Genomic DNA, 26,659 nt, shown 5'->3' with positions numbered 1-26,659 from the left:
GTGATTTGCCAGAGCCGTTGCTGGTGTCGCGCTATCACAACCGTCGTGCGACTGACCCGGCGCCATCCCACGCCTGGGTGCAGCCGCTTCCCGGTACCTTGCATGCGCGTATGAAACAATTTGCCGAGCGCCACAATGCGTCGGCATTTCATGTATTGCTGGCGGTTCTGCATGTCTATTTCACACGCACTGCGCAACGCGACGAGTGGATCGTAGGGCTGCCGCTGCTCAATCGCAGTGGTGCGCGCTTCAAGGCGACATTGGGTCACTTTGCTCAGGTCAGTGCCGTGCGCATGGCCTTTGCCGAAGAGCTGGACTTCGGTGCCTTGGTGGTCGAGGTGCGCGACGCACTGAAACGTGACTTCCGTCACCAGCGCTTCCCCTTGAGCGAACTCAATCGCACCCTCGAATTGTCACGTGAGGGAAGGGCGCAACTGTTTGAAGTGTCGGTGTCCTACGAGCTGGAAGACCATGGTTACTGCTACACCGATGCGCAGGCACAGACGGTAAAAGTGTCCAATGGCTACGAAGCGACGCCGCTGGCCGTGCACTTGCGCAGCAACAGTTGCAACGACGATGCCTCGCTGCACTTGGTTCATCACCGTGCCTGGATCGAAGATGACGAGGCTTCGGCGATTGCCGGGCGTTTGCTGCACATTCTGGAGCAAGGGCTGGAAAACCCGGCGCTTAAAATTCAGGACTTCCAGCTGTCTGCACCTGCCGAGCAATTGCAACTGCAGGTCTGGAATCAGACTGAAAGCGTTGCGGGCGACGAGCAACTGATTCATCGACGCATCGAACAGCAGGCCCGTACTCGCCCCTATGCCGTGGCGGCGATTTTTCAGGGGCAACACCTGACCTACGCGCAACTCAACCGTCAGGCCAATGCTCTGGCTCAGCGTCTGATCTACCAAGGCGTATGTCCTGACGATCGCGTGGCAATCGTTTCGCGCCGTGGCCTGGAAACCCTGGTAGGGCTGCTGGCCGTTCTCAAGGCGGGGGCGGCTTATGTGCCCATCGACCCGTCGCACCCGCGCGAACGCCTGCACTATCTGCTCAGTGACAGTGCGCCGGTGGTGGTGCTGACCCTGTCTTCGCTGATCGAGCGTCTGCCGCCGCTGGCAGTGCCGCTGATCGAACTGGACCACTGCATCGACGGCCAGGGCGCCGAGAACAATCCGCAGGTAGCGGGGCTGGGCAGCGACAATCTGGTCTACGTCATTTATACCTCCGGCTCCACTGGCCAGCCCAAAGGCGTGATGGTGGAGCATCGAACCCTGGCCAATCTGGTTGACTGGCACTGCCAGGCTTTCGATGTGAAGGCGGGCAGTCATACCTCTTGCCTGGCCGGCTTCGGTTTCGATGCGATGGCCTGGGAGGTCTGGCCGACCCTGTGCGCTGGCGCAACCCTGCATGTGGCACCGGTCCAGGAAGGTGGCGAGGACATTGAAGCCATGCTCGACTGGTGGCGCGCCCAACCGCTGGACGTGAGCTTTCTTCCCACCCCGGTGGCTGAGTACGCCTTCAGCCAGGATCAGGATCATCCGACGTTGCGTACGATGCTGATCGGCGGCGATCGCCTGCGGCAGTTCACTCACAACCGCCGTTATGCCGTGGTCAACAACTATGGTCCGACCGAAACCACCGTTGTCGCCACCTCAGGTCAGGTGCTGGCCACCGGCTTGCTGCACATTGGCGGCCCCATCGCCAACACCCGTGTCTACGTCCTCGACAAGCACTTGCAAGCGATGCCCGTCGGTGTGCCCGGTGAGCTTTACATTGGTGGTGAGGGTGTCGCACGGGGTTATCTGAACCAGCCGCAACTGACCGAGGAGCGCTTTGTTGCCGACCCGTTCAGCGATGTCGCGCAGGCACGCATGTACCGCAGCGGCGATCTGGTGCGCTGGAATGGTGATGGAACTCTGGATTACCTGGGCCGTAACGACGATCAGGTGAAGATTCGTGGCATGCGCATCGAGCTGGGCGAAATCGAGTCGGTGCTGGCCACTCTGGAGGGGGTGAAAGACGCGGTTGTGCTGGTTCGCGATCTCCATCTGCTGGCCTGGTTCACTGAAACCACCACGGTCGACACCGACACGCTGGCACCGGCAATGCGTGCACGCCTGCCGGGCTACATGGTGCCGCGCGCCTTTACCCGGCTGGCGTCGCTGCCATTGACGGCCAACGGCAAACTTGACCGCCGCGCGCTGCCCGATCCGGACCCGGCGTACCTGCTTGGCAACGCTTACGAAGCACCGCAGGGCGAAGTGGAAATCGCCATGGCAGTCATCTGGGCAGAAGTGCTGGGCATCGGGCGCGTAGGGCGGCATGACAACTTCTTTGAACTGGGCGGCCATTCCTTGCTGGCCGTCAGCCTGGTCGAGCAACTGCGCAAGGCCGGACTCAAGGCGGATGTGCATGTGCTGCTCAGCCAGCCGACACTGGCTGCTCTGGCGGCATGTCAGACGGACGTCAGCGCCTTCAAAGTGCCGGCAAACCTTATTCCGGCAGGCTGCAAACAGATCACTCCGGGCATGTTGAGTCTGGTGGCGCTCGAACAGTCAGCCATTGATCGCATCGTCGCCAGCGTGCCGGGTGGTGCTGCCAATGTGCAGGAGATCTACCCGCTGGCACCGTTGCAGGAAGGTATTCTCTATCACCACCTGACCGCGGAACAGGGCGATCCCTATCTGCTGCAATGGCGTCTGGCGTTCGACACGCCAGAGCGTCTGTACAGCTGGGCCGCAGCCTTGCAGGAAGTCATCGACCGCCACGATATCCTGCGCACCTCGGTGGTGTGGCAGGGTCTGGAAAGTCCGCAACAGGTGGTCTGGAACAATGCCGAACTGACGGTACAGGCCATCGAGTTCGAGGCCGAAGACTCCGAATCGGCTGTCATTGATCGCCTGCAACGCCAGTTTGACGCCCGTCATCATCGACTGGATCTGACCCAGGCACCCTTGATGCGTCTGGTGCATGCCCAGCAATCGTCGAACGGCGAAACCGTCGCCATTTTGCTCTTTCACCATCTGGTACTGGATAACACGGCGATGGAGATCGTCAGCCGCGAGATGCAAGCGTTGCTGTTCGGCCACCGCTATGACTTGAAGGCGCCGGTGCCGTATCGCAACTACGTCGCGCAAGTACGCCTGGCCAATGACGACGCAAGCCACACAGCGTTTTTCACTGAAATGCTCGGTGATGTCGATGAGCCCACCCTGCCTTTTGGCATACAGGACGTTCACGCCGACGGCAGTGGCATCGAGGAGGCGCGACGGGCCCTCGACCCTGAACTGGCCCTGCGCCTACGCGAACAGGCACGCCAGCTCGGGGTGAGCGCTGCAAGTCTGATGCACGTTGTCTGGGCGCGGGTTCTGGGCGTGCTCGCCAATCGTCGCGACGTGGTATTCGGCACTGTTTTGCTGGGCCGCATGGGCGGTGAGGGCGCCGATCGGGCGCTCGGTGTATTTATCAATACCTTGCCGCTGCGCGTGGATACGGCGCAGGACACTCGTCCAGCCGTCAAGGCGGTCCACGCCAAGCTGTCTGCGCTGATCGCTCACGAGCAGGCTTCGCTGGTACTCGCTCAGGGCTGCAGTGCGGTGGCATCGGGTTCCCCGCTGTTCAGTGCGCTGCTCAATTATCGCCACAGCGGGGAGGTGAAACCGCAGGACGGTGAAGGGCTCTGGCAAGGCGTGCGGGTGCTCGGTGGTGATGTACGCAGCAACTATCCGTTGACCCTCTGTGTGGACGATCTGGGCGAAGGTTTCGACCTGCATATGCTGGCGCAGCAGGGTATGGGAGCCGAGCGTATCGCTGGCTGGGTGCTCAACACGCTGGAGCATCTGCTGGACACTCTGGAACAGGCGCTGCCGCTGCGGCTGGAAAACGTACCGATTCTCGACGCGGCAGAGCGCAACCATCTGTTGCTCGATTTCAACGGCAGCGAGCAGCCGTTCCCGCAGGGCCGCACCGTCAATGCGTTGATCGAAGCGCAGGCCGCCAGGCGGCCGCACAGCCCTGCGGTGATTCAGGATGGTCATGTACTGACCTACGCTCAGCTCAACGAGCGCGCCAATCGCCTGGCCCACTACCTGATTGACCTGGGCGTCAAAACCGATGAGCGCATCGCCCTGTGCCTGCACCGTGGTCCCGAACGCCTGGTTGCCATGTTGGCGGTGCTCAAGGCCGGTGCGGCCTACGTGCCGGTCGACCCGGTCTATCCGGCTGAGCGTATCGCCTACCTGCTGCAGGACAGCGCGCCCCGCGTGGTTCTGACTGAAAACTCGACCCACGAGCTGGCCGGCGATACCGCGCGGGTGAACACCGAGCAGGCGGACTGGCTGGGCTCTTCCGGCAATAACCCCTGTGTTGCGGACCTTGATGCGCAAAAACTGGCGTACGTCATCTACACCTCCGGCTCCACCGGCCAGCCCAAGGGCGTCATGGTCGAGCACTGCACGCTGGTCAATCTGGTGCACTGGCACTGTCAGGCATTCGCTCTGCAGGCTGGCAGTCACACGGCGAGCGTCGCCGGTTTCGGCTTCGACGCCATGGCCTGGGAAGTGTGGCCGGCGCTGTGTGCCGGTGCGGTACTGCATCTACCACCGGCCGAGGTCGGCAACGAGCACGTCGATGAGTTGCTCGACTGGTGGCTGGAACAGCCACTTCAGGTCGGTTTCCTGCCGACCCCGGTGGCCGAACAGGCCTTCAGACGCCCGCGCCAGCACCCGACGCTGCGCACGCTGCTGATCGGCGGCGACCGCTTGCGCCAGTTCGACAGCGACCCTGGCTTCGCCGTGATCAACAACTACGGCCCGACTGAAACCACCGTGGTGGCGACCTCTGGTGCCGTTCAGCCGGGCGGGCCATTGCATATCGGCACCCCGATCGCCAACACTCGCGTGTATGTGCTGGATGAGCAGTTGCAGCCCGTGCCGGTGGGTGTCGTCGGCGAGTTGTACATCGGTGGTGCGGGGGTTGCCCGTGGCTATCTGAATCGTCCGCAAATGACCGAAGAGCGTTTTATCGCCGACCCGTTCAGTGCCGCAACGCAGGCGCGCCTGTATCGCAGCGGCGATCTGGTGCGCTGGAATGCCGATGCCAGCCTCGACTACCTGGGACGCAACGACGATCAGGTGAAAATTCGCGGCATGCGCATCGAGCTGGGCGAAATCGAGTCGGTTCTGGCCAGTCAGGCCGAGGTGCAGGACGCTGTGGTGCTGGTGCGCGGTGAACGTTTGCTGGCCTGGTTCACCGAAAACGCTCCCGTCGAACCCGAAGCGCTGCGCGAGGCGTTGCGTGCATGTCTTCCCGCGCACATGGTGCCGCTGGCCTTCACACGCCTGGACGCGTTGCCGCTGACCAGCCATGGCAAGCTTGACCGCCGTGCCTTGCCGGACCCGGAGCTGGAAGCGCTGACCAGTCATGCCTACGCGGCACCCGTGGGTGAAACAGAGATCCTCATGGCTGATTTATGGGCGCATGTGCTTGGCCTGGAACATGTCGGTCGTCATGACAATTTCTTTGAACTGGGCGGCCATTCGCTGCTGGCGGTGAGTCTGGTCGAGCGCCTGCGCAATGCCGGGCTCAGCGTCGATGTACGCGTCCTGCTCGGCCAGCCGACCGTCGCCGCGCTGGCCGCGTCGGTGGGCAAAGGGCGTGAAATCCCGACGCCGCTCAATCGCGTTCCGGCCGGTTGTACACACATCACGCCGGACCTGCTGAGCCTGTCACAGCTCGACCAGACGACCATCGAGCGCATTGTCGCCACGGTGCCTGGCGGAGCGGCCAATGTTCAGGAAATCTACCCGTTGGCGCCCCTGCAGGAAGGCATCCTCTATCACCACCTGACTGCCGAACAGGGCGACCCGTACTTGCTGCAATTGCGCATGAACATCGACAGCCCGGAGCGTCTGGAGGCAGTGGCCGCTGCCTTGCGCAAGGTCATCGCGCGGCACGACAGTCTGCGCACGGCGATCGTCTGGGAAGGGCTGGAAACGCCGCAACAGGTGGTCTGGCGCCAGGCGGATCTGCTTGTTGAACGGGTGACACTGGCGCAAATCGACACCCCGGCGGGCGCGGCACGCATGGACTTGAACTGTGCGCCGCTGATTCGTCTGGCCTACTGCCCGGACCCGACCGGCCCAGGCCTGTCGGCAACGCTGCGCTTCCATCACATTGTGGTGGACGCCACCGCGCTCGAAATCATGCGTGAGGAAATGCTCGCCGATCTACGCGGCGAGCCGGGCCCGACTCAGCCCGCCGTGCCGTATCGCAACTATGTGGCCCAGGCACGTCTGGGTGTCAGCGAAGCGGAGCATGAGGCGTATTTTCGCGAGCAACTGGGCGATATAGACGAACCGACGTTGCCATTCGATCTGCGCGATGTGCAGGGTGACGGCAGCTGCATCGAGGAAGCCCAGCAGATGCTGCCCGATGCGTTGCTACAGCGCCTGCGCAGTCAGGCGCGGCAACTGGGTGTCAGCGTCGCCAGCCTGTTGCATCTGGCATGGGCGCGGGTGCTGGGCGCGGCCACCGGCAATGACCGCGTGGTATTCGGCACTGTGCTGCTGGGTCGCCTGCAGGGCGGTGCGGGTGCCGACCGTGGTATGGGCATGTTCATCAATACGCTGCCGTTGCGGGTCGATCTGTGCAACCTCAGCGTGCGCGACGGTGCACGCGCCACGCATGCCCGACTGGCAGCACTGCTTGGCCATGAGCACGCATCCCTGGCTCAGGCACAGCGCTGGAGCGGGGTGGCAGCGCCATTGCCTTTATTCAGTGCAATCCTCAACTATCGACACGCCGCAGGCCAGGCGCGACAGGATGCGCAGCTCGACGCATGGCAAGGCCTGGAGATTCTGACCAGCGAGAAGCACACCAACTACCCGTTGAGCCTCAACGTCGACGATCTCGGCGACAGCCTGCGCCTGAGCGTTACCGTGCCACCTCGGGTAGGGGCGCAACGTATCTGTGCTTATGTGCAGCAGACGCTGACGGCCATGCTTGACGCCCTTGAAGGCCAGCCGGATCTGCCGGTGCAGCATCTCTCGGTACTCAGCGCGGAAGAGCGGCAACGCTCGCTGGTCGAGTTCAACGCCACGGCGATTCATCACGATCTTCAGCAAACCTTGCACGGGCTGTTCGAAGCCCAGGCGGTGCGTACGCCGCAGGCGATAGCCCTACGCGCCGGGCGTGCACAATTGAGCTATCGCCAGCTCAACGAACAGGCCAACTGCCTGGCGCATCACCTGATCGATCTGGGCGTGCGGCCTGATCAGCGGGTTGCGATCTGTGTCGAGCGCGGCCTGTCGATGGTGATCGGTCTGCTGGCGATCCTCAAGGCAGGTGGCGCTTATGTACCACTGGATCCGAGCTACCCGCGCGAACGTTTGCAGTACATGGTCAAGGACAGCACGCCGGTCGCCTTGCTGGTACAGGCCGGCACCCGCGATCTGCTTGACGACGAGCACGCGCTGCGGATCGATCTGGACAGCGTGACCTGGGACGCCCAGCGTGATCAGAATCCGCGCGTTCCCGGTTTGACGGCGGAGCATCTGGCGTATGTGATTTATACCTCGGGCTCCACCGGTACGCCGAAAGGGGTGATGGTCGAGCACCGCAACGTCAGCAACCTGGTGCAGTGGAGCTCGGTGTTGTGCCCACCGAGCTCGGGCACTGTCATGCTGCAAAAGACCCCGATCAGCTTCGACGCCTCGGTCTGGGAGATTTTCTGGCCACTGAGCAGCGGTATTACACTGGTGCTGGCGCGTCCTGATGGCCAGCGTGATCCGGCCTACCTGGCGCAAGTGATTCAGGAGCGCCAGGTCAGCGTGGTGCAGTTCGTTCCTGCGCTGTTGCAGCAGTTCCTCGATCTGCCGCAGAGCAGCGCGTGCAGCAGCCTGACCGACGTTGTCTGCGGGGGCGGTGAGCTGACCGTGGAGATGGCCGCACAGCTGCGCAAACGTTTGCCAGAGGTACGCCTGCACAACGTGTATGGCCCGACTGAAACCACAGTCGATTGCAGTGTCTGGACGCTAAGACCCGATGAAGCCGTGCCGGACAGTGCGTTGCCTATCGGGCGTCCGATCAGCAACACGCGGCTTTACGTGCTCGACGCCCATGACCAGCCCGTACCGCAGGGGGTTATCGGCCAACTGCATATCGGCGGTGCCGGGGTGACGCGTGGCTACCTGAACCTGCCAAAGACCGATGCCGAACGTTTTATCGACAGCCCTTTCGTAGCAGGGGATCGCCTGTACCGCAGTGGCGATCTGGTACGCCAGCGGGCAGACGGCAACCTCGAGTTCCTTGGCCGCAATGACGATCAGGTGAAGATCCACGGGTTGCGTATCGAACCGGGCGACATTCAGGCCTGCCTGATCAGCCATCCGGGTATCGAACAGGCGGTCGTGCTGGTGCGCGACGAGCAACCAGGCGGGCAGCGGCTGGTGGCCTATTACACCGGCACACAGCTATCGGTCGAGACCTTGCGTGAGGTGCTGCGTGCGCAGTTGCCGGATTACATGGTGCCCGCACTGTTCGTGCATCTGGATGAAATGCCCCTGAGCCCCAACGGCAAGCTGGATCGCAAGGCGCTGCCTGCGCCAGGACAAGATGCGCTCCTGACCCGCCCTTATGAAGCACCGCAAGGCGAAACCGAAGCCTTGCTGGCCAGGCTCTGGAGCGAACTGCTAGGGGTCGAACAGGTAGGCCGTCACGACAACTTTTTCGAGCTGGGCGGTCATTCGCTGCTGGCGGTGAGCCTGACTGCGCGCCTGCGCCAGGAAGGCATCGAGGCCGATGTCCGGGCGCTTTTCGAACAACCTACGCTGGCGGGCTACGCAGCCATCACAGAGAACATGGAGATTACCCTGTGAGCATCAACGAACTCTTGGCGACACTCAAAGCTCACGAAATCCACCTGACGGTCAAGGACGGTCAACTGGTGGTGCAGGGCAATCGCCGTGCCTTGACCGAGAACGGGCTGCTGGAACATCTGCGCGAGCATAAGCCGGCGCTGATCGAGCTCATCGAACAGGGCGATTATCAGAACGGCAAGCGCGGCGCACCGGCATTGCCAGCCAACGGCATCGAGCAGGGTTGCGAGCGAATCACTCCCGAAATGTTGACGCTGGTAAAGCTCGATCAGGCGGCTATCGACCTGTTGATGGACGCGATACCGGGAGGTGCCGCGAATGTCCAGGACATTTACCCGCTGGCACCGCTGCAGCAGGGCATTCTTTATCACCACGTCACCGCCACCCAAGGCGATCCCTATGTCATGCAGGTGCAATTCGCCTTTTCTGATCAGGCGCGTCGGGACGCTTTCGCCGAGGCGTTGCAAAGCGTCATCACCCGGCATGACATTCTGCGCACCTCAATACACTGGAAGGGGCTGGAAACCCCGTTACAGGTGGTCTGGCGCCACGCTGAACTGAAGGTCGACAGCTCGCCGCTCGCGGCAGACCTGACGATGGACCTGGGCCAGGCACCGCTGATGCGTCTGGTCTGCCATGCACCCGTGGCAGGTCAGCGGGTCGAGGCTACGTTGCTGTTCCACCACATTGCCATGGACCACAGTGCCCTTGAGGTGGTGCGCCATGAAATACAGGCCTGTCTGTCGGGGCAAGCCGAAATGCTGGGCGTACCGGTACCGTTTCGCAACTATGTCGGGCAAGCACTGCTGGGCGTCAGCGAAGCTCAGCACGAAGCGTTTTTCCGCGAGATGCTGGGTGATCTCGACGAACCGACACTGGCCTACGGCCTGCAGGATTTGAGCGGCGAGGGTGATGCGATCGAAGAGCACAGCATCACGCTCGATCAGCAGCTGTGTCTGCGCCTGCGCGCCCAGGCGCGAACCCTGGGCATCAGTGTCGCCAGCCTGTTTCATCTGGGCTGGGCACGGGTGCTGGCGGGCCTCGCCGGGCAGTCGCGGGTAGTCTTCGGCACCGTGCTGATGGGGCGCCTGCTGGGTGCCGAGGCCACAGAGCGGGCGCTGGGCATCTTCATCAACACATTGCCGCTGCGCCTCGATCTGGACGAGCAAGGCGTGCAAGCCGCAGTGCGTGCCACTCACCAGCGCCTGACCGCGCTGATGCGCCACGAACACGCACCGCTGGCACTGGCGCAGCGCTGCAGTGGGGTAAAGGCGCCGACGCCGTTGTTCAACGCATTGCTCAACTACCGCCACAGTGCACCGGCGCAAGCGTCCGGTGAAACATGGCAAGGCATTGAAGTGCTGCAGGCTCAGGAGCGCAGCAATTATCCGCTGGTGCTGAGCGTCGATGATCTGGGTGAAGCCTTTGGCTTGACGGCACAAACCGCCGCAGGCATCGACCCGCAAAGCATTTGCGCTTATATGCAATGGACCATGGAGAGCGTGGTCGATGCGCTGGAGCAGACGCCGCAGATGTCGGTCGATCAGCTTGATATCGTGCCCGCCAGCGAGCGTGCGCAGCTGCTGCTGGATTTCAATGACCGACGTGCCGACTACGAACGCAGGCTGACGACTCATCAGCGCATTGAGCAACTGGCAGAGCAGCAGCCTGACGCTATTGCCGCACAGGTGGGCAATCAACACCTGAGCTACCGCGAGCTGAACGCACTCGCCAATGCGCTCGCCCATCATTTGATCAGTCTTGGGGTACAACCCGATGACCGCGTGGCGGTGGTGGCGCGGCGCAGTCTGGAGACGCTGGTTGGCTTGCTGGCGGTGCTCAAGGCCGGTGCGGGCTATGTGCCGGTCGATCCGGCGCACCCGGACGAGCGCATTGCCTATCTGCTCGGCGACAGCGCGCCGGTTGCGGTATTGGCTCAACCAGTCTTTGTCGAACGCCTGCAAGGGTTGGGCTTGCCGGGATTGAACACCCCACTGATCGAACTGGACCTGGCAAACTGGCCCGAGCAGCAAGACAACCCTCACGTCGGCACGCTCGACTCGACCCATCTCGCCTACGTGATCTACACCTCGGGCTCGACCGGCCAGCCCAAGGGCGTGATGGTCGAGCACCGCTCGCTGAACAATCTGATCGACTGGCACCGTGAGGCCTTCGATCTGCGTGCGGGCAGTCATACCGCCAGTGTGGCGGGTTTCGGTTTCGACGCCATGGCCTGGGAAATCTGGCCGGCCTTGTGCGCCGGGGCGACGCTGCACCTGCCACCGGCCGAAATCGGCAATGAGCAGCTTGATGCGCTGCTCGACTGGTGGATCGCCCAGCCATTGCAGGTCGCTTTTCTGCCCACGCCGGTGGCCGAATACGCCTTCAGTCGCAATCTGCGTCATCCAACCCTGCGCACGCTGCTGATCGGCGGTGACCGGCTGCGCCAGTTCCATCGCGATCCGGGCTTTGCGGTGATCAATAATTATGGCCCCACCGAAACCACGGTGGTCGCCACCTCCGGTCGTTTATTACCCGACGGCAGCCTGGACATCGGCAAACCGGTCGCCAACACCTCGATTTACCTGCTTGATGAGCGGCAACAGCTGGTCCCGCTCGGGGTGCCGGGCGAGCTGTACATCGGTGGCGACAGTGTGGCCCGCGGTTACCTGAATCAGCCGCAACTGACTGCCGAACGTTTTGTGCATGACCCGTTCGCCGGGCAGCCACAGGCGCGCATGTACCGCACCGGGGATCTAGCGCGCTGGAATGCCGATGGCACGCTGGAATACCTGGGTCGTAATGACGATCAGGTGAAAATTCGCGGGGTGCGCATCGAGCTGGGAGAAATCGAAAACCAGTTCAGCCAATTGCCGGGTATCGAGGAGGCACTGGTCCTGGCTCGCGAAGATGAACCGGGGCAAGCGCGTCTGGTGGGCTATTTCACTGAGCGTGCCGGCGCTGCCTCCAGCACCGTGGAGCAATTGCGTACCGCACTGCTGGCGCGCCTGCCGGGTTATATGGTGCCCGGCGCATTGGTGCGCCTGGACAGCTGGCCACTGACGGCCAACGGCAAGGTCGACCGCCGTGCCTTGCCGGTGCCCGACCGCACCGCGCTGTCTACCAGCGAATACCAGGCTCCGCAAGGCGATCTGGAGAGCGCGCTGGCCCTGATCTGGAGCGAATTGCTGCAGGTCGAGCGCGTAGGGCGTCATGACCGTTTCTTTGAACTGGGCGGTCACTCGTTGCTGGCCATGCGCATGGTTTCTCAGGTACGTCAGCGCCTGTCACTGGAACTGGCCCTTGGCGACCTGTTCGCCGACAGTTCGCTGATCGCGGTCGCACACTGCCTGAGCGCTGCCGCGCGCAGTCAGTTGCCGGTCATCGACGTGCAGCCACGCAATGGCCCGGTACCCTTGTCTTCCGCTCAGCAGCGCATCTGGTTCATGGCGCAAATGGAAGATGCCAACAGCGCCTATAACATCTCGCTGGGCCTGAAACTGACCGGTCCACTGGACAGCCGTGCCTTGACGCGTGCACTGGAACGTATCGTGGCCCGCCACGACAGCCTGCGCAGCCGCTTCAGTCAGGAAGACGACATTGCTTGGGTACAGGCAGCGCCTGTGACTGAGGTACCGAGCATCTGCTGGCAGGATTTACGTGATCAGGACCCGCAAGCGCTGCAGGCCGTGATCAGGGAAGAGGCCGCGCAGCCCTTCGACTTGCGGCATGACCTGCCGATCCGTGGCCGTTTGCTGTGTCTGGCTGAAGACCGTCACGTCTTGCTGCTGACCGTGCATCACATCGTTGCCGACGGCTGGTCGCTGGGCGTGCTGACCCGCGAACTGACCGCGCTCTACCAGGCGTTCAGTCAAGGGCAGGAGGATCCCTTGCCCGCGCTGGCCCTGCAATATGGCGATTACGCCGTGTGGCAACGCAACTGGCTGGACGAGGAACGATTGAGTCATCAGGCCGATTACTGGCAGCAGACCCTGACGGGTGCGCCGGTATTGCTGACCTTGCCCACCGACCGTCCACGTCCCGCGCATCAGGACTACACCGGGGCCAGCGTCGCGCTGGATCTCGACCCGCGTTTGAGCAACGACCTCAGAGCCTTCTGCCAGACGCAGTCGGTGACACCATTCATGCTGTTCATGGGCGCCTGGGCTGTTTTGCTGGCGCGGCTGTCCGGACAGGAAGAGGTGCTCGTCGGCATGCCGGTTGCCAATCGCCGTCATGCCGAAATCGAAGGTTTGATCGGGCTGTTCGTCAATACCCTGGCCGTGCGTGTCGATACGTCGGGCGATCCGGATGTGGTGACGCTGCTGGAGCGCATCAAGGCCCGCGTGGTGGCAGCACAGGATCATCAGGACCTGCCTTTCGAACAAGTGGTGGAGCGCCTGCGGCCGCCGCGCAGCCTGGCACACAGTCCGTTATTCCAGGCATCACTGGCCTGGGATGGCAGCCAGGGGCTGGGATTGCAACTGGGCGATATGCAGCTCGAGCCGCTGGATGAACAGGCCGCTTTCGCGAAATTCGACCTGGCGTTGAGCGTCAGCGATGGCCCCGATCATTTCCGCTGCATCGTGGAATACGCCACAGCGCTGTTCGACCACAGCACCGTCGAGCGCCACCTGGGGTATCTGGAAGCGATACTGCGCGCCATGGTGGCTGACAGCCAGACGGTGGTGAGCCACATTAGGCTGTTGTCGGAGGCCGAGCGTCGGCAGTTGACCGACGGTTTCAATGCACCCGATGCGGTTTATCCGCAAGAGCAGACGCTGCACAGCCAGTTTGAAGCGCAAGCGCAGCGCACGCCGGATGCGATTGCCGTCAGCTATGAAGAGGAGTCTTGGAGCTACGCGACACTCAACGCCCACGCTAACAGGATCGCGCATCGCCTGATTGGCATGGGCATCGGTGCGGACGACCGAGTCGCCATCTGCACGCCTCGCGGCCTGCAGATGATTGCCGGCCTGCTGGGGATTCTCAAAGCCGGTGCCGCCTACGTGCCGCTGGACCCGGCTTATCCTATTGAACGTCTGGCTTATACCCTCGACGACAGCGCACCGGTGGCGTTGTTGAGTCAGCGGTCAGTGCAGGGCACCTTGCCGGTCTCGGAAGTGCCGGTGATCTGTCTCGACGACGACTTGCAGGACGAATCCGTCTGTAATCCGCAGGTGCCGGTAACGCCCGGCAACCTGGCTTATGTGATCTACACCTCCGGGTCCACCGGTAAGCCCAAAGGCGTGATGATCGAACATCGCAACGTCGCGAGACTGTTCTCGGCCACCGAAGAATGGTTCGGTTTCAACCAGCAGGATGTCTGGGCGCTGTTCCATTCGTTCGCCTTCGACTTTTCGGTCTGGGAAATCTGGGGCGCGTTGCTGCATGGCGGGCATTTGGTGGTCGTGCCGCAACTGGTCAGCCGCTCGCCCGAAGACTTCTACACACTGCTGTGCAGCACCGGGGTGACGGTGCTCAACCAGACGCCGAGTGCGTTCCGTCAGCTGATTGCTGCACAGGGCGAGAACGGCCAGGCGCATTCGTTGCGCAAGGTAATCTTCGGCGGTGAAGCGCTGGACACCGTGATACTCAAGCCGTGGTATGCCCGCAACGTGAACGCCGGCACACAACTGGTGAACATGTACGGCATCACCGAAACCACGGTGCATGTGACCTATTACCCGTTGCAGCCCGAAGACGCCCAGCGCCTCGGCGCCAGCCCGATCGGCAGACGCATTCCGGATTTGCAGCTTTATGTTCTCGATGCGCGCGGCGAGCCCGTGCCGATGGGTGTGGTTGGCGAGCTGTATGTCGGCGGTGCCGGTGTGGCGCGGGGCTATCTGCACCGTGAAGCACTGACGGCTGAACGCTTTCTCGACAACCCGTTCAGCCACGCAGCGAATGCGCGGATGTACCGTACCGGTGACCTGGGCCGCTGGCTGGCCGATGGCAGCCTGGAATACATGGGCCGTAATGACGAACAGGTCAAGATTCGCGGTTTCCGTATCGAACTGGGTGAGATCGCAGCGCGCCTGAACGATCATCCAGATGTTCTCGACGCTGTGGTTGTGGCGCGCGAGGATGTGCCGGGTGACAAACGACTGGTTGGCTATTACACCTCGGCTGAAGATAAAGCCGGGCTGGATATCGAACAGTTGCGTGCCTGGCTGTCGGGCCTGCTGCCCGAATACATGGTGCCTGCGGCCTATGTACGGCTGGCCAGCCTGCCGGTGACGGCGAACGGCAAACTGGACCGCAAAAGCCTGCCGGCACCGGACCGCGACAGCATCGCCAGCCGGGCCTATGAAGCGCCGCAAGGACCGATCGAAATCGCCCTGGCAAGCTTGTGGGCCGAGCTGCTGCATGTGGAGCAGGTCGGCCGTCAGGATAATTTCTTTGAACTGGGCGGCCACTCGTTGCTGGCCGTGACCCTGATTGCGCGTATGCGTCGTCTGGACATGCGTGCGGACATTCGCGTTCTGTTTGTCCAGCCAACGCTGGCGGCGCTGGCCGAGGCCGTCGGTGGAGACACTGAAATCGATGTGCCAGCCAACCTGATCGATGCGCACTGCCAGCGCATCACCCCTGAACTGCTGCCCTTGGTAGCGCTGGATCAGCCCGCCATTGAGCGTATCGTGGCGCGGGTGCCGGGCGGTGCCGCTAATGTGCAGGATATCTACCCGCTGGGCCCGTTGCAGACCGGTATCCTTTACCACCACCTGACCGCCGGGGACCGCGATCCTTATCTGTTGCAGCCGCAGTTCGCCTTCGCCGACGCCTCGCGTCTCGAGGCTTTTTGCCATGCCTTGCAGCGAGTGATCGAGCGCAACGATATTCTGCGCACCGGGTTGTTCTGGGAGGGTTTGCAAGCACCGGTACAAGTGGTCTGGCGCCAGGCGCCTCTGCGGGTTGAAGAGGCAGCCTTGCAAGACCTGTTCAATGCGCCGCGCATGGACCTGACGCAGGCGCCGCTGTTGCAGCTGGTTTATGCCCATGATCCGGCCAACCAAAGGATCGCAGCGGTGCTGCGCTACCACCATGTGATCATGGACCACATCGCCCTCGACATATTGAGCCATGAGTTGCAGGCCATCCTGCTGGACGACGAAACTCAGCTTGCAGCGCCTGTGCCTTACCGAAACTACATTGCCCATGTTGTGCGAGGGCCTGGCGAGGACGCCCATGAAGCGTTCTTCCGCGAGCAGTTGGGCGATATCGATGAGCCGACCTTGCCTTACGGCCTGGCCATGGCATCCGCAGAGCAGATTCCTGGCGAGGCCCGACTTACGCTGGACAGCGACCTGTGCCGGCAGATCCGCGATCAGGCACGGCAGTTGAGTGTCAGCGCCGCCACGTTGATGCACCTCGCCTGGGCGAAGGTGCTCGGCCAGTTGTCCGGGCGTGACAGCGTGGTATTCGGCACCGTGCTGCTTGGACGGTTGCGCGGCGGTGAGGGGGGCGAGCGCGCCTTGGGGGTGTTCATCAATACCTTGCCATTGCGCATGGATCTGGTCGGGCATTGCGCGCGCAGTGCAGTGCTCGACCTCCATGGTCGTCTGGTCGGGATGCTCGCCCATGAGCACGCTCAGTTGGCTTTGACCCAGCGCTGTAGCGCCTTGCCGGCTGGCGCACCACTGTTCAATACGCTGCTCAATTACCGCCACAGCGCTGTGCCTGAGGTCGATGACCCGGCGAACAACACGGCATGGCAAGGGATTGAGGTCGTGCATGCAGAGGAGCGCAGTAACTACCCGATGACCTTGAGTATCGATGACTTCGGCGATGGTTTCAGCCTGACAGCCCAGGCTGCGCCGGGTATTGATCCGCAACGGATTTGCGCCTACGTGCAACAAGCCGTTGTCCATCTGGTGCAGGCCCTGGAGCAGCAGTCGGCAGCAGCCCTGATTGAATCGTCAGTGGTGCCGGAGGCAGAACGCGAGCAGATGTCGGTAACGTTCAACGATACCCGGCGTGACTACCCACGCGGGCAGCCCGTGCACCGTCTGTTCGAGCGCCGCGCTGCGCTTCATCCGCATGCAGTGGCGGCCGTGCATGGCCGTCGCTCACTCACTTATGGTGAGTTGAACGAGCGCGCCAACCACTTGGCTCACTACCTGCTGGGGCAAGGTGTGCGGCCCAACGAGCATGTGGCGATTTTGCTACCGCGCTCACTGGAACTGCTGATCAGCCAGTTGGCGGTCGGCAAATGCGCAGCGACCTACGTGCCACTGGACGTCAATGCGCCTGCCGAACGTCAGCATTACATGCTCGATGATTGCCAGGCGAAATGTGTGCTGACGCAGAGTGCCACCTCGATGGGCTCGACGGTGCAACGCATCGATCTGGACCAGTTGAACCTTGACGACCAGCCTGCGCATGACCCGGGCCTGCCACAGGCATCCGACACAGCGGCTTACGTCATGTACACCTCTGGCTCGACGGGAGCCCCGAAAGGCGTCCGTGTCGCCCATCGCGGCATTGCCAGGCTGGTGTTGAACAACGGTTATGCCGACTTCAACGAGCAGGACAGCATCGCCTTTGCCTCCAACCCTGCATTCGATGCCAGCACCATGGAAGTCTGGGGTGCCTTGCTCAACGGTGGACAGCTGTTGGTGATCGAGCACACCACGCTGATCGACCCGATGCGTTTCAGCGCGGCTCTGCGTCAGGGCAATGTCAGTGTGCTGTTCTTGACCAGCGCACTGTTCAACCAGTACGTGCAACTGATCCCCGAGGCGCTCAGCGGTCTTCGGCTGTTGCTTTCCGGCGGTGAGCGCGCCGATCCGGCGAGCTTCCGCACGCTGCTTGCCCAGGCTCCGGGCCTGCACCTGTTGAACGCGTACGGCCCCACTGAAACGACTACCTTCGCTACAGCCAGCGATGTAAGAACACTGGCCGATCACGCCGAGTCGGTACCGATCGGTACACCTATCGGCAACACGACGGTCTACGTGCTCGACGCTCATCAGCACCTGACACCGTTGGGGGCGATCGGCGAGCTTTACATTGGTGGCGACGGTGTGGCGCTGGGTTATCTGAATCGCCCGGACCTGACCGCAGAGAAGTTTATCGCCGACCCGTTCAGCGATCAGCCTGGCGCGATGATGTACCGCACCGGCGATCTGGGCCGCTGGCTGGAGGACGGCCAGCTGGAATGCCTGGGGCGCAACGACGATCAAGTGAAAATCCGCGGTTTCCGTATCGAACTGGGCGAGATCGTCAATTGTCTGCACCAGTTGCCGGGCATCAGGGAAGCTGTGGTTCTGGCGCGCGAGGATGAGCCGGGCCATGTGCGTCTGGTTGCCTACTTCACCAGCCGGGTGGACGCCGAGGCGCCAGCACCGGAGCAAATGCGTGCTCACCTGCAGGCTAACCTGCCGGAATACATGGTGCCTGGGGCCTTTGTCGAGCTGACCGCTTTGCCGTTGACGGCCAACGGCAAGCTGGACAGCCGTGCGCTACCCAAACCGGATCACTCGTCGCTGTTGGGACTGGCCTACGAGCCACCGCAGGGCGAGATTGAAATCGCTCTGGCGCAGATCTGGGCTGAAGTGCTGCAGCTCGAGCGGGTCGGTCGCCACGATCACTTTTTTGACCTGGGCGGGCATTCCCTGCTGGCCATGCGCATGGTGTCGCAGGTGCGTCAGCAGATGGGCATGGAACTGCCATTGGGCGAACTCTTCGCGCTGGGCGAACTGGCAGCCGTGGCCAGTGCGCTGGCTGGTGCGGGACGCAGTGAACTGTCACTGATCCTGCCTGCGCCGCGTGATCAGTCGCTACCGCTGTCGTTTGCCCAACAGCGTTTGTGGTTTCTGGCACAAATGGAAGGCGGTAATCAGGCTTACAACATCCCGCTGGCCCTCAGTCTGCAAGGATCGCTGGATGTGGCAGCGTTGACAGCCGCGCTTGGGCGGATCGTCGAGCGCCATGAAACCCTGCGCAGCCGCTTCATTGCCCGCGAGGAGGGGGCTGAAGTCGTGTTCACAGCTCCGACAGCCATGTCGTTCCTGCACATCGAAGACCTGCGTCAAAACCCGCAAACCCTGGCCGAACGCGTCGCAGCAGAGGCTACCGCAGCGTTCGATCTGACACGGGGGCCGCTGATCCGTGGCTGCCTGCTGCAGGTGGAAGACGCGCGGCACGTATTGTTGCTGACCGTGCACCACATCGTCTCCGATGGTTGGTCGATGGGCGTTCTGACCCGCGAACTGCTTGCGTTGTATCCGGCGCTGCGTCGCGGCGAGACCGATCCACTGCCAGCGCTGAGCATCCAGTACGCCGACTATGCGCTCTGGCAGCAGGGCTGGATGAGCGGTGAACGTCTGCAACACCAGGCTGCCTATTGGCGGCAGGTGCTGGAAGGCGCGCCGACACTGCTGACTCTGCCTGCCGACCGGCCGCGTCCGGCGCAGCAGGATTTCGCCGGTGCCAGCCTGAACGTACGGCTGGATGGGCAACTGACTGCCGGCCTGCGTGCGCTGGCTCAGCGGCAAGGCGTTACGCTGTACATGACCTTGCTGACTGCGTGGGGCGCACTGCTGGCGCGTCTGTCCGGTCAGGCCGAGGTGGTCGTCGGCAGCCCGATCGCGGGCCGTGGTCGCGCCGAGCTGGAAGGGCTGATCGGCCTGTTCGTCAACACGCTGGCCATACGCATCGACACAGCGTCGGCACCCACCGGTGAGGCGCTGCTGGCACAGGTCAGGACGCGAGTACTGGAGGCTCAGGACCATCAGGACCTGCCGTTCGAGCAGGTAGTGGAAATCGTCCGCCCGACACGCAGCCTGGCCCATGGCCCACTGTTCCAGACAACGCTCAACTGGCTGGCCGGGGAAACTACCTTACCGGAGATGGACGGGCTGTCGCTGGCAACGGTCGAACAGCAGAGTCAGGTCTCCAAGTTCGATCTGTCGCTTAACCTCGGCGAACAGGGTGATGCGTTGTTCGGCACGCTGGACTACGCCACTGCGCTGTTCGATGAGGCAACGGTGCAGCGCTATTGCGGTTATTTCGAACAGTTGCTGCGCACGCTGGTGAGTAACCAGCAGGCAGTGCTCGCTGATATTCCGCTGGTGGGCCCGCAGGAGCGCGAGTATCTGCTCGACACTCTTAACGCCAGCACGGTGAGCCTGCCGCAAGGTCAGACCATTCATGCCCTGATAGAGGCACGCGCCGAGGGCATGCCCGAAGCCGTTGCCGCCAGGGTCGGCCATCAGTCACTGAGCTACGCGCAGATGAACCGTCAGGCCAACAGCCTTGCCCATCATCTGATCAGCCTGGGCGTGCGCCCGGATGATCGCGTCGCGGTCGTCGCGCGCCGTGGCCTGGACACGCTGGTGAGCCTGCTGGCCGTGCTTAAGTCCGGTGCTTGCTATGTGCCGGTGGATCCGGCGCACCCCGATGAGCGCATAAACTATCTGCTGACCGATAGTGCGCCAGTAGTGGTGCTCGCTGAACAGGCTTTCATGGCGCGCCTGCCTGCACTGACGGTGCCACTGCTCGCGCTCGATCGCCCTCAATGGCCTGAACAACCGGCAAATCCGCTGGTGTCGGGTCAGACGCCCGGCGATCTGGCGTATGTGATTTACACTTCCGGCTCGACCGGACAACCGAAAGGCGTGATGGTCGAACACCGCACGCTGGCCAATCTCGTTCACTGGCATTGCCAGGCATTCGCTTTGCACGCCGGTAGCCATACTGCCACTGTGGCCGGCTTCGGTTTTGACGCGATGGCCTGGGAAGTCTGGCCGGCCCTGTGTGCAGGGGCAACGCTGCATATCCCGCCAGCCGAAATCAGTAATGAACAGCTTGATGTGCTGCTCGACTGGTGGCTGGCCCAGCCGCTACAGGTGGCGTTTTTGCCGACACCGGTGGCCGAATATGCGTTCAGCCGCGAGCTGTATCACCCGACGCTGCACACGCTGCTGATCGGCGGCGATCGCCTGCGGCAGTTCCACCGTGAGCCGGGTTTTGCCGTGATCAACAACTATGGCCCGACCGAAACCACGGTGGTCGCCACCTCCGGTCGTCTGTTGCCTGACGGCAGCCTCGACATCGGCAAACCGATCGCCAACACCCGCGTGTACCTGCTCGATGAGCAGCAGCAACTGGTGCCGACCGGTGTTGCCGGCGAGCTGTACATCGGCGGTGAAGGCGTGGCACGAGGTTATCTGAATCAGCCGCAACTCACTGCTGAACGCTTCCTCAGCGATCCGTTCTGCGAGCACCCGCAGGCGCGTATGTACCGCACCGGTGATCTGGCTCGCTGGAATGCAGACGGCACGCTGGACTATCTGGGGCGTAACGACGATCAGGTGAAAATCCGCGGTATGCGTATCGAACTGGGCGAAATCGAGGCGCAACTGACCTCATTGCCGGGTATCGAGGAATCGCTGGTGGTGGCGCGCGAGGACGAACCTGGACAGTCACGTCTGGTGGCGTATTTCATTGAGCAAGGCTCGCGCCCGGCGCTTGATATCGCCAGGTTGCGTGCCGACATGCTGGACCGCCTGCCGGGCTACATGGTGCCGAGTGCGTTCGTGCGCCTCGATGCCTGGCCATTGACCGCTAACGGCAAGGTCGATCGACGTGCCTTGCCAGTGCCGGATCGCGACGCTATGCCAGGGCGTGAATACGAGCCGCCGCAAGGCGAGCTGGAAATGGCCCTAGCCGACATCTGGAGCGATTTGCTGCAAGTCGAGCAAGTAGGGCGCAACGATCACTTCTTCGAACTCGGCGGCCATTCGCTGCTCGCCGTTACGTTGATCGCACGCATGCGTCGCCGTGGCATGGATGCCGATATCCGCGTGTTGTTTGCCCAGCCGACCCTGGCCGCTTTGGCACGCGCTGTTGGCAGCGGCGCTCAGGTGAAGATTCCGGCCAACCTGATCGGTGCAGATTGCGCGTCAATCACCCCGGACCTGTTGCCGCTGGTGAAACTGGACCAGGCAGGGATCGATCGCGTTGTCGCCAGCGTTACCGGCGGTGCGAGCAATATTCAGGACATCTACCCGCTGGGGCCTCTGCAGGCGGGTATTTTCTATCACTACCTGTCCGCCGCTGAGGATGATCCCTATCGCTTGCAGGCACGCTTCGCCTTTGCCGACCGCTCGCGACTGGAGGCCTTCAGCCAGGCGCTGCAACAGGTGATCGCCCGCAACGACGTGTTGCGGACCTCACTGTGCTGGGAGGGCCTGGAAACGCCTGTGCAAGTGGTCTGGCGACATGCCGATCTGCCGGTGATCGAAGTGCCGCTGGCGGCGCTGGATAATCCCGAGCCGCTGGAACTTGTACGTGCACCGCTGCTGCGGCTGATTCACGCCGATGACCCGGACAGCGGGCGTATCGTCGCGGTCCTGCTGTTCCATCACTTGATCATGGACCACGTTGCCCTGGACCTGCTGAGCCAGGAATTGCAGGCGGTACTGCTCGATCAGGCAGCGCAACTGCCTGCGCCAGTGCCTTACCGCAACTACATCGCGCAGACCTTGCTGGGGGCCGGTGACGACGCGCATGAGACGTTCTTCCGCGAGCAATTGGGCGATCTGGATGAGCCGACCCTGGCGTACGCCCAGACCTGGTTGCCAGGGCCGGACGTTGCAGGCGAGGCCCGACTGCGTCTGGATATGGACCTGAGCAGGCGGTTACGTCATCAAGTGCGGCAGCTGGGTGTCAGTCCTGCCAGCCTGATGCACCTGGCCTGGGCTCAGGTACTGGGCCGATTGTCCGGGCGTGACAGCGTGGTGTTCGGCACCGTACTGTTGGGTCGCTTGAACGGCAGCGAGGGCGCCGAACGCACACTCGGGGTGTTCATCAACACCTTGCCGTTGCGCATCGACCTGGCCGATCAGAGTGCACGCGATGCTCTGTCCCAAACCCACCGCCGCCTGACCGGATTGCTTGCCCACGAACAGGCTTCTCTGGCAATCGCGCAGCGTTGCAGCGCCTTGCCTGCAGGTGCGCCGTTGTTCAGTGCACTGTTGAACTACCGCCACAGCGCTGCACCCGGTGAGGCAAACGAGGCTGCCGGCAAGGCCTGGAAGGGCATCGAGCTATTACAATCGGGCGAGCGCAGTAGCTATCCGTTGACGCTCAGCGTCGATGATCTGGGCGAGGCGTTCGACCTGACTGCGTTGACCTCGAAAGGCATCGATGCCCGACGTGTTTGTGCGTATCTTGCCTGCGCCGTGGAGGGGTTGGTCGACGCGCTTGAACAGGCACCTGCGGGACCGATTCAGGCACTGAATGTTCTGCCCGGCGCCGAACGAAACGAGCTGCTCGATGGCTTCAATGCCGATCGCCTTACTGCGGAGTGCCCGCTGCCCGTTCATTTGCGTATCGAACAGCAGGCGCTGGAACAACCGAACGCCATGGCCGCAAAGGCGGGCGACCAGCATTTGAGCTATGGCGAGTTGAACGCCCGTGCCAACGCACTGGCCCATCACCTGGTCGGGCTGGGCGTACGTCCTGACGACCGGGTGGCGGTGGTCGCGCGGCGCGGCCTGGAGACCCTGGCCGGTCTGCTGGCAGTGCTGAAAGCCGGGGCGTGCTACGTACCGGTCGATCCGGGCCACCCGGATGAACGCATCAGCTACCTGCTGGAGAACAGCGAACCTGTGGTGGTGTTGGCTCAATTCGACCTGCTGACACGTCTGCCCGAACTGCAGGTGCCGGTGATCGCGCTTGATCGCCCGGACTGGTCACAGCGCACCGACAACCCGTCCGTGCCGGAAATGACCACGCAACATCTGGCTTACGTGATTTACACCTCGGGGTCCACCGGGCTGCCCAAGGGCGTGATGGTCGAGCACCGCACGCTGAACAATCTGGTGGATTGGCACTGTGAAGCCTTCAACCTGCGTGCCGGCAGTCATACCGCCAGCGTTGCCGGTTTCGGTTTCGACGCCATGGCCTGGGAAGTCTGGCCTGCGCTGTGTGCCGGTGCGGTGCTGCACCTGCCGCCTGCGGAGATTGGCAACGAACAGCTCGATGTGCTGCTCGACTGGTGGCTGGCCCAGCCGCTGCAGGTGGCGTTTCTGCCGACCCCCGTGGCCGAATACGCCTTCAGCCGTGAATTACACCATCCGACGCTGCAAACTCTGTTGATTGGCGGTGATCGCTTGCGCCATTTCAACCGTGATCCCGGTTTTGCCGTGGTCAACAACTACGGCCCGACAGAGACCACGGTGGTGGCCAGCTCTGGCCGGATGCAGCCTGGCGAGGTGTTGCACATCGGCAAGCCGGTTACCCATGCCCGACTGTACGTACTGGATTCGCGTGGCCAGCCCGTGCCACTCGGGGTGCCCGGCGAGTTGTACATCGGCGGCGCTGGCGTGGCTCGTGGCTATCTGAACCGAGCGGACCTGACCGCAGAACGCTTCCTCGACGATCCGTTCAGCGACAGATCCGGTGCGCGCATGTATCGCTCCGGCGATCTGGTGCGCTGGCTGTCAGACGGGACGCTTGAATACCTGGGCCGCAACGATGATCAGGTGAAGATTCGTGGCGTGCGTATCGAGCCAGGCGAGATCGAACAGCACCTGGCGCAATGCCCGGGTGTCGGCGAAGCGGTGGTGACCACCCAGCGTCTGGACGATGGCACGTTGCGTCTGGTGGGTTACTTCACCCGTCGTGACGCGTCGCTCGACAGTGCCGCCTTGCGCGCGCATCTGTTGGGGCAACTCCCGGAGTACATGGTGCCTGCGGTGTTTGTAGGCCTTGATGCGCTGCCATTGACCCAGAACGGCAAAGTCGACCGCAAGGCATTGCCTGCGCCCGACCTGGCGGCACTGGCGAACCTCGCTTACCAGGCGCCTTCAACGGCTCTGGAAGAGCGTCTGGCGGACTTGTGGGCCGAGGTTCTTGAAGTCGGAAAAATCGGCAGGCACGACAGTTTCTTCGAACTGGGCGGCCATTCGCTGTCGGCCATCCGCCTGGTCAGCCTGCTGCAAAAAGCAGGTGTGTCACTGACGCTGGCCGAGCTGTTCCAGCACCCTAGCGTTGCAGCGCTGGCCGGATTGCTCGATCAGCGTCCAGGATCGCCGGACGAGGCTCGGGAGGTGATCACAGTGCGCGCCGGTGGCAGCGAGTCACCCTTGTTTCTGCTGCACGATTTCACCGGGCTGGATGCTTATTTCCCGGTGCTTGGGCAACATCTGCAGGGTGACTTTCCGATTTACGGCTTGCCGGGCATTGGTCTTGGGCAGCAGCAATTACGCACCATGGAGTGTCTGGCTGCGCGGATGGTGGAGCGCATTCGTCAGGTCCAGCCGCGCGGCCCGTATCGGTTGGCCGGCTGGTCGTTTGGCGGGGTGCTGGCCTACGAAGTGGCCACGCAACTGCTGGGCATGGACGAGGCCGTGACATTCCTCGGCCTGATCGACAGCTATGTGCCACGCCTGACCGATCAGGGCAAGGCGCGCTGGCAGGGGCCTGATTTGCTTGAGCGGCAATTGCTCTCGCATTGCACTGCGCACTGGCAAGCCCGGGCGGGTGAGGGCGCTGCGAAGTTGGCGCGTCTGAACTCATTGAGCGAGCAAGCGCCGCTGCCGGACTTCGCCACGCTGTTGCAACTGTGCCGTGACGAAGGCCTGTTGTACGAGGAGCTGGCGCTGGCGAGCGATCAGCAACTGCACCATTACCTGGACCGTGAAGTGGCGCATGGTCAGGCCCTGGCGCATTACCAGCTGGAGTCACTCAGCCTGCCGATTCACCTGTTCCGCGCCGAACAGCGCCCAATGGCGCCGATTGGAAGCAGTTCGACCTTGGGCTGGGGGGAGATTCTCTCCGCAGATCTACTGCGGTGCGTCGATGTACCGGGGGACCACATGACGATGATGCAGGCACCGCACGTCGCCGTGCTTGGTCTGAGCATCGTTCAGGCGTTGCAAAGCGCGCCTGCCACGCCACCGCCGGCACCGGCTCATCAGTCGCTGCTGGCCATCCAGAGCGGGCGTGACGGGCATGCGCCAGTGTTTTGCGTACCGGGCGCCGGGGACAGCGTTACCAGCTTCATTGGCCTGGCCGAGGCACTGGGTCCGGACTGGCCGATCCACGGCCTGCAACCGCGCGGTCTGGACGGTCGCAGTGTTCCGCACAGCCGCGTGGAAGCTGCAGCGCAGAGCCATGTGCAGGCCATCGAAGCGCTGTATCCGAAGGGCCCGCTGCATTTGGTCGGGCATTCGTTCGGCGGGTGGGCGGCGCACGCCATGGCGGTCAAGCTGCAGGCCCGTGGCCGCGAGGTTGTCTCGTTGACCCTGATCGACAGCGAAGCGCCTGGCGGCGAGGGCCTGGACGGCAAACCGTATACTGCCACCGCCGTGCTGGAACGCCTGATCGAGGCGCTGCAGTTGTCCAGCGGAAGAAGCCTCGAGCTCGACCCGCTGACGTTTGCCGGCAGCGATACCGTTACGCAAATGCACCTGCTTCAGCAAGCCATGGTGCGCGTCGGACTATTGCCGCCGCGTCTTGCGGCACAGGCCCTGCAAGGGATTGTTCGCACGTTCGCCAGCGCCTTGCGCACGGTCTATCGACCTGAGCCAGCAGGCTACAGCGGCAGGGCGAGTCTGGTATTGGTGGACGATCCGCAACTGGATGCGCTGGATAATCAACTTGAGCATGCCGCTTGCGCGAGCCAATGGCAGCACCTGCTACCGCAGCTTTCACTCTGGCACGGGCCGGGCAACCACTTCAGCGTCCTGAAAGCGCCGGACGTCTATAGCCTGGCGGCCTGGTGGTACGACGGATTGGCAGTGGGTGTGGGGGAAACGCAATGA

The 26,659-nt window shown here is 62.8% G+C and carries 2 protein-coding genes (1 of these 2 running past the window's edge); both read left to right on the top strand.

Translation table 11 applies throughout. From position 1 onward, the window contains the following. Positions 1-8,882, top strand: the 3' portion of a protein-coding gene (locus JOE29_RS11860) for a non-ribosomal peptide synthetase (protein ID WP_210079544.1). Its footprint begins 616 nt before the window's first position; only the last 8,882 of its 9,498 coding nucleotides appear in the window; its start codon lies off the left edge, out of view; its stop codon occupies positions 8,880-8,882. Beyond that, positions 8,879-26,659, top strand: coding sequence for a non-ribosomal peptide synthetase (locus JOE29_RS11855; protein WP_210079543.1), 17,781 nt, complete (start codon positions 8,879-8,881; stop codon positions 26,657-26,659). The genes JOE29_RS11860 and JOE29_RS11855 overlap by 4 nt, the downstream gene beginning before the upstream one ends.

The sequence above is a fragment of the Pseudomonas sp. PvP009 genome (genome assembly GCF_017832995.1).
In the GTDB taxonomy this organism is placed as follows: Bacteria; Pseudomonadota; Gammaproteobacteria; order Pseudomonadales; family Pseudomonadaceae; genus Aquipseudomonas; species Aquipseudomonas syringae.
Note: the sequence above shows the minus strand (reverse complement) of the source record. Positions and strands in the feature narration are given on the sequence as shown.